Annotated in this window: 15 protein-coding genes; all 15 read right to left on the reverse strand. The window is 50.6% G+C overall.

The features are described 5' to 3' along the window. Positions 1-12 precede the first annotated feature (12 nt). Positions 13-1,704 carry a ribulokinase gene (locus JR338_02415; protein ID QRN83629.1) on the reverse strand — a complete coding sequence of 564 codons (1,692 nt, stop codon included), beginning with the start codon at positions 1,702-1,704 and terminating at the stop codon, positions 13-15. A 38-nt stretch (positions 1,705-1,742) separates the two neighbouring features. After that, positions 1,743-2,636 (reverse strand): F0F1 ATP synthase subunit gamma, encoded by an 894-nt coding sequence (locus JR338_02420; GenBank protein QRN83630.1) that lies wholly within the window; start codon positions 2,634-2,636, stop codon positions 1,743-1,745. 6 nt (positions 2,637-2,642) lie between these two features. Continuing rightward, on the reverse strand, positions 2,643-2,963 hold the full coding sequence (locus JR338_02425) for a cyclic-di-AMP receptor (GenBank protein QRN83631.1): 321 nt from the start codon (positions 2,961-2,963) through the stop codon (positions 2,643-2,645). Beyond that, on the reverse strand, positions 2,960-4,639 hold the full coding sequence (locus tag JR338_02430) for a F0F1 ATP synthase subunit alpha (protein ID QRN83632.1): 1,680 nt from the start codon (positions 4,637-4,639) through the stop codon (positions 2,960-2,962). The genes JR338_02425 and JR338_02430 overlap by 4 nt, the downstream gene beginning before the upstream one ends. Further along, complete coding sequence (locus JR338_02435; GenBank protein QRN83633.1) at positions 4,626-5,411, reverse strand: F0F1 ATP synthase subunit delta; 786 nt, start codon at positions 5,409-5,411, stop codon at positions 4,626-4,628. Before JR338_02435 ends, JR338_02430 begins: the two co-directional genes overlap by 14 nt. Positions 5,412-5,443: 32 nt before the next feature. Continuing rightward, the gene (atpE, locus tag JR338_02440) at positions 5,444-5,674 is read right to left on the reverse strand and encodes an ATP synthase F0 subunit C (GenBank protein ID QRN84334.1); all 231 of its coding nucleotides are present in this window, start codon (positions 5,672-5,674) and stop codon (positions 5,444-5,446) included. 71 nt (positions 5,675-5,745) lie between these two features. Beyond that, positions 5,746-6,432, reverse strand: a complete 687-nt coding sequence (gene atpB, locus JR338_02445; protein ID QRN83634.1) for a F0F1 ATP synthase subunit A — start codon at positions 6,430-6,432, stop codon at positions 5,746-5,748. Positions 6,433-6,438: 6 nt separating this feature from the next. Then, positions 6,439-6,750 carry a hypothetical protein gene (locus JR338_02450; protein QRN83635.1) on the reverse strand — a complete coding sequence of 104 codons (312 nt, stop codon included), beginning with the start codon at positions 6,748-6,750 and terminating at the stop codon, positions 6,439-6,441. Continuing rightward, on the reverse strand, positions 6,747-7,025 hold the full coding sequence (locus JR338_02455; GenBank protein ID QRN83636.1) for an AtpZ/AtpI family protein: 279 nt from the start codon (positions 7,023-7,025) through the stop codon (positions 6,747-6,749). Before JR338_02455 ends, JR338_02450 begins: the two co-directional genes overlap by 4 nt. Further along, positions 7,022-7,381: a hypothetical protein gene (locus tag JR338_02460; protein QRN83637.1), complete on the reverse strand. Its 360-nt coding sequence runs from the start codon at positions 7,379-7,381 to the stop codon at positions 7,022-7,024. Before JR338_02460 ends, JR338_02455 begins: the two co-directional genes overlap by 4 nt. Beyond that, complete coding sequence (gene atpD, locus JR338_02465) at positions 7,381-8,814, reverse strand: F0F1 ATP synthase subunit beta (protein QRN83638.1); 1,434 nt, start codon at positions 8,812-8,814, stop codon at positions 7,381-7,383. The genes JR338_02460 and atpD overlap by 1 nt, the downstream gene beginning before the upstream one ends. Positions 8,815-9,034: 220 nt before the next feature. Further along, a complete protein-coding gene (locus JR338_02470; protein QRN83639.1) occupies positions 9,035-9,427 on the reverse strand; it encodes a class II SORL domain-containing protein in 393 nt (130 codons plus the stop codon). A gap of 81 nt (positions 9,428-9,508) precedes the next feature. Then, positions 9,509-9,670 carry a rubredoxin gene (locus JR338_02475; GenBank protein ID QRN83640.1) on the reverse strand — a complete coding sequence of 54 codons (162 nt, stop codon included), beginning with the start codon at positions 9,668-9,670 and terminating at the stop codon, positions 9,509-9,511. 27 nt (positions 9,671-9,697) lie between these two features. Next, the gene (locus JR338_02480) at positions 9,698-11,113 is read right to left on the reverse strand and encodes a DUF389 domain-containing protein (protein ID QRN83641.1); all 1,416 of its coding nucleotides are present in this window, start codon (positions 11,111-11,113) and stop codon (positions 9,698-9,700) included. 56 nt (positions 11,114-11,169) lie between these two features. Then, a complete protein-coding gene (gene treS / locus JR338_02485) occupies positions 11,170-12,807 on the reverse strand; it encodes a maltose alpha-D-glucosyltransferase (protein ID QRN83642.1) in 1,638 nt (545 codons plus the stop codon). Positions 12,808-12,844 lie beyond the last annotated feature (37 nt).

A 12,844-nucleotide genomic window follows, 5' to 3' on the forward strand; every position in this document is an offset into this window, starting at 1 on the left:
TTCGTATAATTTTTAGCGTTGCTTTTTCTCGAGAATGGCTGAACGCAGGTTATTAAGTCGCTTCATAGCGTCATTATGCCCATAGCCAAAGTAGTCATGCAGCAAGGTATATTCAGAGTAAAGACGGTTATAGGTTTTCTTGTCGTTATTGTTGGGCAGGAACGTCTTGATCATCAAGTGAGCCATTTTCTGGCTTGCATCCTGAATGGTGGCGTAACCACCATTTTCTACCCCTGCCGCCACAGCAGCATACATCGCGGCGCCCATTGCTGAAGAGTGGGGGCAGTCCGCCACTTTGATCTCCATCCGGGTAACATCTGCCAGGATTTTCAACAGGAGTTGATTCTGCATGGGGGCACCGCCGGAGACAATGATCTCATTGATCGGGATGCCGCTGGCGATGAAAGTTTCAATGATCTTGCGAGTGCCATAGGCTGAGGCTTCAAGGAGTGCCCTGTAGATTTCTTCCGGTTTGGTTTTAAGGTTATAGCCTAGGATCAGGCCCGACAGGTCATCATCGACCAGGATGCTGCGGTTGCCGTTCCACCAATCCAGCGCAATTAGGCCGGATTCTGCGGGTTCAAGGGCTGAGGCCTTTTCTTCCAGGTATTCAAAAATGCTGATCTTGCGTCTGCGGGCTTCTTTCGCATATTCTTCGGGAACAGCGTTTTCCATGAACCACGCAAATTGATCACCGCCGCTGGCCTGTCCGGCTTCATAGCCGATGTAGTCGGGGATGATCCCATCCCGAACCATGCCAACCATCCCCGGTACACGATATTCTTTTTTGGAAAGTACCATATGGACGAAACGAGTGCCGAGGAGGATGGCCATATTGCCGGGCTCGACGACACCAGCCGCTGGAACAGCAGCCTGGTTGTTCATCATGCCGGTGGCAACGGGGATTCCCGGATTGAGTTTGAGCCAATGGGCGGCTTCTTCGTTGAGCTCACCCACTTTTTGACCAAGAGGGGAGATCTCACGAGACATTTTTTCATCTACGACATTGGCCAAGGCGGGATCGAGTGAGGAGAAGAAAGTCTCCAGGGGGAAACCTTCCACCGTGGACCAAAGCGCTTTATAACCGGCTGCGGTGATGCTGCGGGATTCAACTCCGGTGAGCTGCCATGTGATCCAATCACAGCCTTCAATTAACCGATCGGCGGCATTGTAAATGGATGAAGACTCGTCGTAGGTTTCCCACACCTTCGGGAAAAACCATTCTGCATTGATCCGTCCACCGTAACGATCCAGGAAAGTCTCGAAGCGATCTGCAGCTAGTTCCGTGATCCTGTCAGCTTTATCTTTAGCGGCTGTATGCCGTCCGATTTTCGGCCAGGCATTGGGATCATCTTTATAATCATCCAGTAGGGCCAGGGGCGTGCCGTCTTCGGTGGTTGGGATCAGGGTTGAATCCGCAAAGCTGACGCCAATGCCGATCACCTGAGAGGCGTCAATATTGTTTCCTTTGAGAAGCTTGGGAACGATCCGCTTGAGGGCGGTGATGTAATCCCGAGGGTGATGCAGAGCCCATCCGGGAGCGAGTTCGATATTAGAATCGGGAAGCTTATCAGTAATGATGCCGTGGGTATATTGATATTCTTCTACATTGGCACATTTTCCATTACTGACATTCACCAGAAGCGCTGTCACAATTTCGTTGCCAAATTCAATGCCTATGGTGAATTTACTCTTTCCGCTCAAGGTGTTCTCCTTACGTAAACCTGTCAAAAAAATTAATACTACTTATTATCTATTAAACCGGCCCCAATCGCAAGTTCTTGCATTTCGCGAGTAATTTTTCGCTTTCGTTCAATATTTAGTTCCCGGTTGAGGTTGGTGATAATGTCATCTGAATTCTTCTTGGCCTCCTCCATCAGGAGGAAACGAGAGGAATGTTCGGCAATAGCTGATTCTAATAATGCCCGATAGAAGGTGGATGCGATGAAATGGGCCTTGATCTGGTCATAAATGCCCTGTGGATCGGTTTCTATGATGGGTGGCGGCCAGGGCAGGTCAGCAGTAATTTCTGATGTACCCTGGTCGGTCAGGTCGAATGGCAATAAAGTGGTTTTGGCAAATTGGATTTGTCCATCGCCATTTTTCTGCTGGTACAAGACGGTTAATTGATCGAATTTGCCTTCCTCAAATTTAACAATCCATTGCTGCGTGGTCAAATAAGCCCGTCGGTAAGAATTCAGGAAGTCTGAATCCAGCATAACTGACCAATCCGGTGTCAAACCACTTGCTTTTAGCGCGTGGTTCATCCGTGAGCCAATGGCCCAGATTTGAGCAGGTGGGGTGGGCTGCTCCTCCATCCATTCTTTGGCGTCCGCAACCAGGTTTTCATTAAATTTACCGCACAGTCCCCGCTCAGTGCCAATCAGCAAGGCGATGTTTCTGCCTGCCGCATCCACCTGTTGATGTATACTTTTTGGCTTACCGTATTTTGCGGTTAGTGGGGAGACCTGTCTGAGGATTTGGCGGTAATTTTCCTGAAAATCCGCCAGCCGGTTGAGTTTATTTTGGGCCATTTGCCAGGTGCCCATTGATATAGTCCGCAACGCGCCTAAGAGAGGCTCAATAGCCTGCAGATTACTCAACCTGGCAACGATCCTCTCGTACGACTGGCTCATAATGATTTAGAAAGTCTCAATCCTGTCCACATCCCAAATGAAAGCCACCGCACCGCCAAGATCAGCGGTCACCGGCTTGCTGCCCATTGAGAGGGGGTCTTCGGTCGTTTGAGGATTCATTTCCACTTTGGTCCGGCAATGCGTTTTGATGATGCTCAGGACCTCATCCAATTCGATCTCCTTCACTGCAATGAAAAGCGATTTCTGACTTTGCCGCAGCATACCGCCGCGAGTTTCAGCATATGTGGCGGTATGGCCTGCATTGATCAGGGCATCCAGGACAGGCTCAGCATTATTGGATGGCACAACTACCATCACCATCTTCATTGGCTCGCACCTTTCTCTTGCAACCAGGCCTGGCTGAATTCATCCAGTGCCCGGGTCAACTGTTCTTCAATCGTGTCAGTCAACTCACCTTCATTTTCAATCTCGTCCATCAGCTTGGTTTCATGTTCAATGAAATGATAGGCGAGTTTATTTTTGAATTTCGCCATCTGCCGCAGGGGCATCCTGTCCAGATAGCCATGATTGAGCGCATAGAGGATCACCACTGTACCCGCAAAGGTGATCGGTTCATGCGGTTTCTGTTTCAGGACGGCCAAAATCTTTTGGCCTTTTTGAATTTGTTTGCGAGTGGCTTCGTCAACCTCTGTGCCAAAACGGGTGAAATGCTCCACTTCCTGATATTGGGAAAGTTCAAGTTTCAGGTCGCCTACCAGATTTCGGATGGCGGGTCTTTGAGCCGCTCCGCCCACTCGAGAGACAGACCGGCCGATATCAATGGCGGGTTTCCGTCCCTGGTTGAACAGGTTGGTATCCAGCACGATTTGACCATCAGTGATGGAGATCAGGTTGGTGGGGATGTAGCCGGAGATGTTGCCGTTTTGTGTTGTAGCAATTGGCAGCGCTGTGATCGAGCCGCCACCCTCACTTTGATCCAACTTGCAGGCCCTTTCCAGTAGGCGGGAATGCAGGTAGAAGATGTCGCCCGGGTAGGCTTCACGGCCAGGTGGGCGGCGAAGAAGCAGGCTGAGTTCTCGATAGGCATCGGCATGTTTGGTTAGGTCATCAAAGACCACCAGGACATCCATGCCCAGATCGAGGAAATATTCCGCCAGGGTCATGCCGGCATAGGGTGCAAGATAACGCAGGGCGGGCTGGTCATCGGGACTGCTGAGGAGGACAGCTGTGCGTTCCAGCATCTCGTGCTTTCGCAGGGTTTGGATAACTGATAGGGTAGATGATTTCTTTTGACCGATGGCAACATAAATGCATCGGACATCGCTCTGTTTTTGGCTGAGGATGGCATCAATTGCCAGGGTGGTTTTCCCGGTCTGCCGGTCACCGAGGATCAGTTCCCGCTGACCGCGGCCAATGGGGAACAGAGTATCAATCAACTTCGTGCCGGTGAAAAGGGATTCATTTACTGGAGAGCGTTCAATCACCCCATGGGCCACCCGAGAAAGGAAACGATATTCACTGACTTCAATCGGAGCGTCTTTTACTAAGGGATTACCCAAAGGATCGATAACTCTTCCCAAAAAAGCGCTTCCAACCGGGATTCTCAGGCGGTCGCCGGTAGCTTGGACGAGGTCTCCACCTCGGATGCCTTTCTCAGAACCCAACATGATCAGATCAACACTTTTTTGTTCCAGGTTGAGCGCCATGCCTTCAACCCCGGTGGGGAAGGTGACGATCTCGTCAATGCTGACATTGGGCAAGCCGGAAACTGTAGCAACGCCGTTGCCGATGTGCTGCACGGTGCCAACATCACGAAAACGCACCCGGCTGGGAAGGTCGGATGACTTTTCTTCAAGGGTAGAGATCAGGCTCTTGATCTTCTTCTTGGTCAGGTTCGCGCCGTTCTTGGAGATTTTGTTCCGAACGGATTTTATGAATCCTTCCGTGGAAGGGGTCAGCCTTGAGCGGTTTTCTAATTCCTCGGAAAAGCCCTCAAGGTGTTTTCCTAAATCCCGCGGTACCTGGGGATCACTGCTTTCCATCAAGGTTTTCCTCCAGGGCAGCAGCGACATCTGATTTCAATTCAGACAATTCCATCGCAAGCGTATTTTCAACCACAAGATCACCCATCCGGACTCGGATGCCGGTGATCAATTTGGGATCAATATTGATCTCCATATTGACATTGCTATCCGCCAGCGCACTGAAAGTACGGATGAGGTTGCGCTGCTGGTCAGGGGTCAATTCCTTGGCAGAGGTCACGAACACGGTGGGTGTACGGCCTGCCAGGGATTCGCGGATGGCGTGCACCTGCCGCATATCGGTCTTGCCCAGTTCCCAAATTTCATGAGTCAACTCATCAATGAAGTTGTCGTGAATGACATCGGGCGCAGCTTTGGCAAGCACCTGACCGGAGATGTCGAGGATTGAATTGACCAATTCGTCCTGCAGTTGCGCGACCTCCTGCTGCTGGCGTTTTTGCGCCTCACGCTCCGCTTCTCCGAGGATATGTTCTGCCTCAAGATGCGTGGCTTCCAAGAGTGTTTTACTTTGTTCCTGAGCCTTTTGGTAGGCTTCCTGAAGCCGGTCATCAATTTCGGAATCAATAGCTGCCAGCCGCTGGTTGATCTCTTCAAGTTTCAGGGCGGCTTCTGCTTCTTCCAATCTGGCTTCCTCCAACAGAGCTTCTCTTTCAGCGGCGCGTTCATTCATCCTCTTGACCGTTGGCTTGAAGAGCAAGAAATACAGGACGACCGCAAGGACAAGGAAGTTTATTACCTGAGCGACGATTGTTACAACATCAAATTCAAGCATGGATTATCTCCTTAGAGATCCACAAGAGATACTTATCCAAAGAAGCGGTCCAACAACGGGTTTCCGAAGATCAGAATCAGCACAACGAGCAATGAATAGATCGCGGTTGATTCCAACAATGCCATCGAGATCAACAGGGTGGTTCGTAGGTCATTGGCAGAGTCTGGTTGGCGGGTCATGCCTTCCAACGCTTTTTGGACGGCCTTGCCCTCCATCAGCGCCGGGACGACTGAGCCCAGTACGATGCCGCCGACGGCAAACATGATGGTGATAAGGGTAATAATGGTTCCAGGGTCTAATTGCCACATAGGATTTAATCCTTTCTAAATGCGTACTATGATTCCTTCAATTCTTGTTTCATTTGACGACGCTCTTCTTCAACATCAGCAATTTCAATGGCTGATGCGATATACAGAGACGCTAAAACCGTAAAAATATAAGCCTGGAGGACACCTGTGAGCATGCCCAGTGCAGCCAGGGGCAGCGGGACGATGAAGGGGATCAGTGAGAAGATGATTGCTACTACCAGGTCCGTGCTGAGAACATTGCCAAACAGACGGATGGTCAGCGAGAGCGTGCGGGAGAGCTGGCTGACAACCTCCAGGGGGAAGACGAAGATTGGAGAGGCTGTATCCTTGATGTAATCCCAGAGCCCTTTTTCCCGAACGCCGTAATAATGGACGGCGAAAAAGACTAATACTGACAAGGCAAGGGTTGTGTTGATGTTGGCAGTGGGGGACACCATGAATGGGAAGATGCTGAAAATATTTCCTAGAACGAGGAACAAGGCCAAGGTCCCCAGGAAGGGCAAGAACTGGATGACGCGGACATCTTCGGGCATCACGGAAGACACGATGCTATTGATCATTTCAATGATGAACTCACCGATATGGGGCGCGAATTTTCTGATGATGATCGCAATGATTATCAGCATCCCCATCATGACCCAGGTTGAAACCACCGTGTCAGTGATGGGTAATCCAAAGAGATAGAATACGACCTGGGGGGCTATCGCCTCCATATAAAATCAGTCCTTTTTACTATTGTTTTGACTTGCAGTTAGCCGCCAACGTTTTTCCCATGTTGCCAGGATGACCAAGCGGGTGATCATGAATGCTGCAAAGACGACCAGGCCTGCAGCAGGTGAACGCCTGAGCGCTATGATGAGAACGAGAGCGATGAGTACCCAACGAACCACCATGCCGCCAAGGATCAGAATTTGACTGGCGACGGGTTTGTCCGGTGAAATCTGCTGAACCGACCATCTCTGCATCCAGAGGAAGGCCAGGGCTGTTCCAATCCCCAGAAGAATCCACAAGGGCCATTCAAACCAGTTCATTGGTTGGAACTCTCCTTTTGGTGTTTCTTCTGGACTCTGAGCAGTAGCATCTCGAACTCAATGTGCCGTACTAAATTGTAATATCCCACACCAATGCCGATAAAAGTCAGGATCAGCATGAATGTAATGGATGAATTTGTTGCTTTATCGATGAGGTGCCCCAGATAAGCGCCGGCGAAAATCGGAATCGCCAATTCCCATCCCAGAGAGGTCTTTGCGAAGTCTCTGATCAGAGCGCTCTTTTTTGTTCCTGGCTCGTCATCTTTATGGTTCATTTGATTTTCTCAACTACGCCATTTTCTTCCTGAAACGCTTCTGTCAACTGGTCAAATGGATCGGCTGAGGGCCCCATTGTGATCTCGACACCCTCAGTTTCGCCAGCGGATAGAATGGTTACGATATTGTCCCGGATGGAGAGGATTCCTGCTAATAATTCCACCTCAAAGGGTTTCTCTTCAGTTTGATATTGGATTGTGCCCCTGATTGTTTCCGCAATCAGGGGGGCGTGCTTGGGACGGATGCCGATTGGGCCGCCATCCGCAAGAGGAACAACCACTTCCAAAAGGTGCTCCACCTCCAGCGAAGGGCCATCGGGTGAAAGGACCCTGAGTGTGAGTTCGTCCTCCGTCATCAGGCTGCCACCTCGTCCGTCAATTTCCGGGCTTTTTCATAGGCATCATCAATGGTGCCGACCATATAGAAAGCCTGCTCCGGTATGTCATCGCAGTGACCTTCCAGGATCTCCCGGAAGCCGCGCAAGGTTTCCTTGAGGGGAATGAATTTGCCAGGGTTGCCGGTATATTCCTCGGCGGCATGCATGGGTTGTGAGAGGAAGCGTTGAATCCGCCGGGCACGGATCACAGTTTTTTGGTCCGCTTCGCTTAATTCATCCATACCAAGGATCGCAATCACATCCTGCAAGTCTTCATAGCGGGCCAGGATAGCCTTGACTTGCATGGCAATATCATAATGCTCCTGGCCAACGATATGCGGTACGAGCAGGGAGGAGGATGAAAGCAGGGGGTCAATGGCAGGGTAAATGCCCAGATCCACCAGTCGTCGGGTCAGTACCGTGGCGGCATCGAGATGCGCAAAGGTGGCTGCGACCGCAGGGTCGGTCATATCATCTGCAGGGACATAGACCGCTTGCACAGAGGTGACACTGCCTGCGCTCGTGGTGGTGATGCGCTCCTGGAGAGCGCCCATTTCCGTTTCCAGTGTGGGTTGATAGCCGACTTCACTTGGCAGTCGTCCTAAAAGGGCGGAGACCTCAGAACCGGCCTGGATATACCGGAAGATGTTATCTATGAAGACCAGAACCGGCCGGTGTTCTTCATCACGGAAATATTCAGCCATTGTCAAAGCGGTCAGTGGGGTGCGCAGGCGAGCGCCTGGGGGTTCATTCATTTGGCCAAAGACCAATACGGTTGAATCCATCACATCGCTGCGGGAGAGCTCCAGATAGAGGTCGTTGCCTTCCCGGCTGCGTTCTCCAACGCCTGCGAAAAGCACAATCCCGGAATATTCCTTGCTGGTATTGCGCATCAATTCAATGATCAGTACCGTTTTGCCGACCCCGGCACCCCCAAAAAGGCCAATTTTGCCGCCGCGGGGATAGGGTAGTAAAAGGTCAATGGCTTTGATGCCGGTGATGAAGGGCGTTGTGACCACGCGCTGATCCCGCAGGGCGGGTGATTTGGCATGGATCTGCATTTTTCGAGAGTCTTCGGCTAAAGGCTCTTTCCCATCAATTGGTTCACCCAGAACATTGAACATCCGACCCAAGGTTTGGGGCCCGACTGGTACTTTAATGGGCTCGCCGGTATCCCAGACGACCAGACCGCGCTGCAAGCCAGCGGTATCGCCCATGGCGACAGTGCGGACCGTGTTGGCGTTGACGTGTTCCTGAACCTCAAGGATGAGGGCGGAATTGTCTTTCCAATTAACTTTTAGGGCGTTATGGATACTTGGCAGGTCACCAGTTGGAAATTCCACATCGACAACAACACCCACTGCGCGCACAATAATGCCATTGTTGCCAGAATTTTGGAAGGTCGTTTTCAATGCGATAGCCTCTAATCGGTGGGAAGCATTTTTCGTTCCCAATATTATTCATTAATGTTAAAAAACACAACCCTAATTATCCATGTATCAATTCTCTTTGTCAAATCTCTACCGATGACAAATGTACCGAATGTGCTCATCATTCAACCTGATTAAATAATAACAGGCGCGTTTGTTGTTTAAGCGCCTGTTCATTTTATTATGAAAGAAAGAGAGCCGTTTAGGCGACTTTGATGTCCTTGTTGGATTCCCAGAGGCCGTGGATGTTGCAGAAGGAAACAGCCATCAATGTGCCGGCTTCCTTAACCTTAAGAGCTACCTTAACTTTTGGTTCGGTGTAGAGTGGGCCTTCATTGGCGCCTTTAATGGATTCGCCATGACCGGTGAAATCGAATTTCCCAACCATGTGCGGGAATTTGCCGGATTCTGGTTTGAAATAAACTTCGATCCAATCGATATGGTGTTCAGTAGTGTTGGGATGGGGAATCTCTTTCCCGATTTCAAGAGAAACAACAAATTCTTCTCCAGCCATGACGACATCGGGACATTCGATGACCGGAGCATGTTTTTCAGCTTTCCAATCTGCGGTTTGAATATAGGTGCCAATAGACATTTGACTCAATCCTTTCAAAATTGGGTTTTCAAGGTTGATTATACTTTGCAAGGGTTGCGGATTTAAGGGGCTTGGTTGGGTTTAATCGATTTTGATGAATTCTTCTTTTCCCAATCCACAATCGGGGCAGACCCAATCATCCGGGATATCCTCAAAGGCGGTACCGGGAGCGATGCCTCCGAGTGGGTCGCCTTCTTCTGGATTGTAAATATAGCCGCATGAAACACATTCATAAGATGACATACTTAACCTCCTGTTGTGAATTGTATTTTATGGCGCAACTGTTGGGGTAACCGTTGCTGTGGCTGTTTCAGTTGGATAGGAAAGGTAAATCTCCGGAAACCATCCGATATTACCTTTCTCATCGCGCACATTAACCCAGACCATGCCATCGTAAACCATGATCTGATAGAGATCGAATAATTGCTCATGGGCAGATAAGTACGCCACCACACTGCCGCCTGGTTCGTCATAAAGAGTGTTGTAGGCGGGAATGGATGACCAGACGACATAGACCGCCAGGGGGGTGGGCGTGGCTGAGGCGGTGGGCGTGGCCGTGGACTCCGCGGAGGTGGATGTTGGCGTGACGGTCATAGTATGGGTGATCGTTGGCGTCAAGCTGGGTCCTGGCGTGAGCGTGGGAGTCTCAGTTGGTGGAATGAGCGGATCTAATCGTTCAGATTTTAGATAATTCATAATCAATGAAACTGGCTGATCCAAGCGCGCAACCAGCGCCTCCTGCAAGGCGATCACCTCTGAGTAGCTGGGTGGGGTGTTCGAACTGATTGTCAGATCCAAATTGATGCCATTATCAATCCGGGTGATCTGCAGCTCAACAATCTCTGCATCATTAAGGTCAGCCAGCTCGGTTTGGACGATATTGTTGATCAACCTGTTCTCCTGGGCCTGGGCAACGAAACGAGCGCCAAGAATGGTCAGGGGGATCAACAGGATGAGCGTGAGCAAAGCTGCCACCCAGAGCGTACGCGGTAAATGGCCTTCATCCTGGACTTTCCGGGGCGAGAAACCTTCAATGAAAAATACCAGAATGGCCGCAAAGGCGATCGTGACAGCGTTGGTCAGGAAGAGTAATGTCGCACCACCGGCAATGTCCCAGCGGCCGAGAGCAATCCCGATCCCGATGACGGAGAGCGGGGGCATCAAGGCTGTTGCGATGGCAACACCAGGCAGTGCCGCAGAAAGGTGGGGCTGCGAGAGGGCATAGGCCGCCGCCAACCCGCCGGCCAGGGCGATAATCAGATCGTTAGGGGTCGGCTGGGTCCGGCTGAGGATCTCGTTGGGGATCTCTGTCAGCGAGGGAACGAAGGGTAGATAGATATTGGATAAAGTCAACAAGGCCGCCAGGATGACGGAAATCAATGCGCCCCGGATCAGAGCTGAGGCGGAATCGCGGGCCAGCCGTGCATCCGCTGTGATGGAACCGAGGCCGACGCCCAGGATGGGGGACATCAATGGGGCTACGACCATGGCGCCGATAATGACAGCTGGGGAATCGTTGATCAGGCCCAGGGTGGCGATTGCACCGGAAAGGACGACAAAGAAGAAATAGTCAAAGCCGGGAGAAGCCGCCATGCGGATGTTTTCGATGATCTCTTTACGATGCTTGCGGTCCAGAGGCTTAATATATTGGGATAGCCAAGTATGAAAGCTATTTTGTGGTTCCATTGAATTCATTTTACTTTAATTAATGCTCTTTCTGAAGAAGAAACTGACTTGAGTTGTTACTCGGAAACGACCTTTAGCCAATGATAGGCAAGCGGCTCAAGAGTGATTGGGTAGGGCGCTGCGGAAATGGCTGGGAAGGCCGCATCACTGAGAATATCTACAGGTTGGCATCCCTGCCAGGAGGCTAAATCCAGTTTGATCTCCTGCTGCTGGTCAGATAGGTTCAGGATGCAGATCATATCTTCATCATCCAGGCTGCGGTGAATGGTCAGGACCTGTTCAATATCCGATGCCAGGAATTCATAGCTACCCATGGCAAGGATCGGGTTATCTTTTCTGGTGTGAACCAGATGCTTCATTTTGGAAAGCAATGAGTCAGGGTCTTTTTCTTCGGCGGCCACATTGACGATTCTATAGGAATACTTTTTATCCGTGATAACAGGCACGTAAAGCATCTCCGTGGGGGTTTCGGAAAAACCTGCATTCAAACCGGCATTCCATTGCATCGGTGTTCGCACCCCATTTCGGTCCGGCAGCCAGATATTATCGCCCATGCCAATTTCGTCCCCATAATAGATGATCGGTGCGCCGGGCAGAGAATAGAGCAGGGCGTTGGCCAGCATGATCTTGCGGTGGTCGTTATCCATCAAGGGTGCTAACCGGCGGCGAATCCCCAGGTTCAAACGCATCCGGGGTTGCGGTGCATATTCCTCCCACATCCACTGGCGTTCATCTTCAGTAACCATTTCAAGGGTCAGCTCATCATGGTTGCGGAGGAAAGTGCACCACTGGGTGCCTTCCGGGATATCCGGTGTTTGGGACATGATCCAGCGGATAGGGGTGGTATCGCCTTTCTTGATCGCCATATAGATCCGGGGCATGACCGGGAAGTGAAAGCCCATATTAAACTCGTCACCGTTACCAAAATAGGTGCGGACGTCCTTGGGCCATTGGTTTGCTTCGGCTAGGAGAACTTTATCTTGAAAGTTTGCATCGATATAGGTCCGAATTGATTTTAGAATCTGGTGGGTTTCGGGTAAGTTTTCACAGTTGGTGCCTTCCCGCTCAATCAGATAAGGGACGGCATCCGCCCGGAAACCATCAATGCCCATATCCAGCCAGAATTTCATCACATTGAGCATTTCTTCCCGGACGTCCGGATTATCATAATTCAGGTCGGGTTGAGAGGCATAAAATCGGTGCCAATAGTATTGGCCGGCTTCTTCATCGTAGGTCCAGTTAGATTCCTCGGTGTCGAGGAAGATGATCCGCGCGTCACTGTATTTATCTTTGTTATCTGACCAGACGTAATAATCGTGATATTTTGAGCTGGGGTCCGAACGCGCCGCCTGAAACCAGGGGTGTTGGTCGGAGGTGTGGTTCAGTACGAGATCGGCGATGACTTTGAGGCCGCGTTGGTGGGCTTTCTGGACCAGCTTCTTAAAATCCTCAATCGTGCCGTAATCTGAGTGGATGTTGTAATAATTCGCGATGTCATAGCCATCATCCTTCAAAGGAGATGGATAAATTGGCAGCACCCAGACGCAATCAACGCCCAGTTCCTTTATGTAATCCAGTTTGGAAATCAAACCTGGTAAATCCCCGTTGCCATCCGCGTTTGAATCGCGATAAGCCCTGACATGGACTTCATAAAATGTGGCATTCATATACCAGGGATGCTTCTTCGCCGTCATCAGCCCTCCTGAATAACAATCATTGAATTAACTAAGT

The organism is Chloroflexota bacterium (assembly GCA_016887485.1).
In the GTDB taxonomy this organism is placed as follows: Bacteria; Chloroflexota; Anaerolineae; order Anaerolineales; family Anaerolineaceae; genus Brevifilum.

Coding starts and splice junctions, on each gene's coding strand:
- JR338_02430 (QRN83632.1), bottom strand. CDS start 4,639: ATGGAAAGCAGTGATCCCCAGGTACCGCGGGATTTAGGAAAACACCTT.
- JR338_02475 (QRN83640.1), bottom strand. CDS start 9,670: ATGTCATCTTATGAATGTGTTTCATGCGGCTATATTTACAATCCAGAA.
- atpE (QRN84334.1), bottom strand. CDS start 5,674: ATGTTTGCCGTCGGCGGCATCGTACTGGGCTCAGTCGTCCCGGCGCTG.
- JR338_02450 (QRN83635.1), bottom strand. CDS start 6,750: ATGAACTGGTTTGAATGGCCCTTGTGGATTCTTCTGGGGATTGGAACA.
- JR338_02455 (QRN83636.1), bottom strand. CDS start 7,025: ATGAACCATAAAGATGACGAGCCAGGAACAAAAAAGAGCGCTCTGATC.
- treS (QRN83642.1), bottom strand. CDS start 12,807: ATGACGGCGAAGAAGCATCCCTGGTATATGAATGCCACATTTTATGAA.
- JR338_02420 (QRN83630.1), bottom strand. CDS start 2,636: ATGAGCCAGTCGTACGAGAGGATCGTTGCCAGGTTGAGTAATCTGCAG.
- JR338_02480 (QRN83641.1), bottom strand. CDS start 11,113: ATGGAACCACAAAATAGCTTTCATACTTGGCTATCCCAATATATTAAG.
- atpB (QRN83634.1), bottom strand. CDS start 6,432: ATGGAGGCGATAGCCCCCCAGGTCGTATTCTATCTCTTTGGATTACCC.
- JR338_02435 (QRN83633.1), bottom strand. CDS start 5,411: ATGCTTGAATTTGATGTTGTAACAATCGTCGCTCAGGTAATAAACTTC.
- JR338_02425 (QRN83631.1), bottom strand. CDS start 2,963: ATGAAGATGGTGATGGTAGTTGTGCCATCCAATAATGCTGAGCCTGTC.
- JR338_02460 (QRN83637.1), bottom strand. CDS start 7,381: ATGACGGAGGACGAACTCACACTCAGGGTCCTTTCACCCGATGGCCCT.
- JR338_02470 (QRN83639.1), bottom strand. CDS start 9,427: ATGTCTATTGGCACCTATATTCAAACCGCAGATTGGAAAGCTGAAAAA.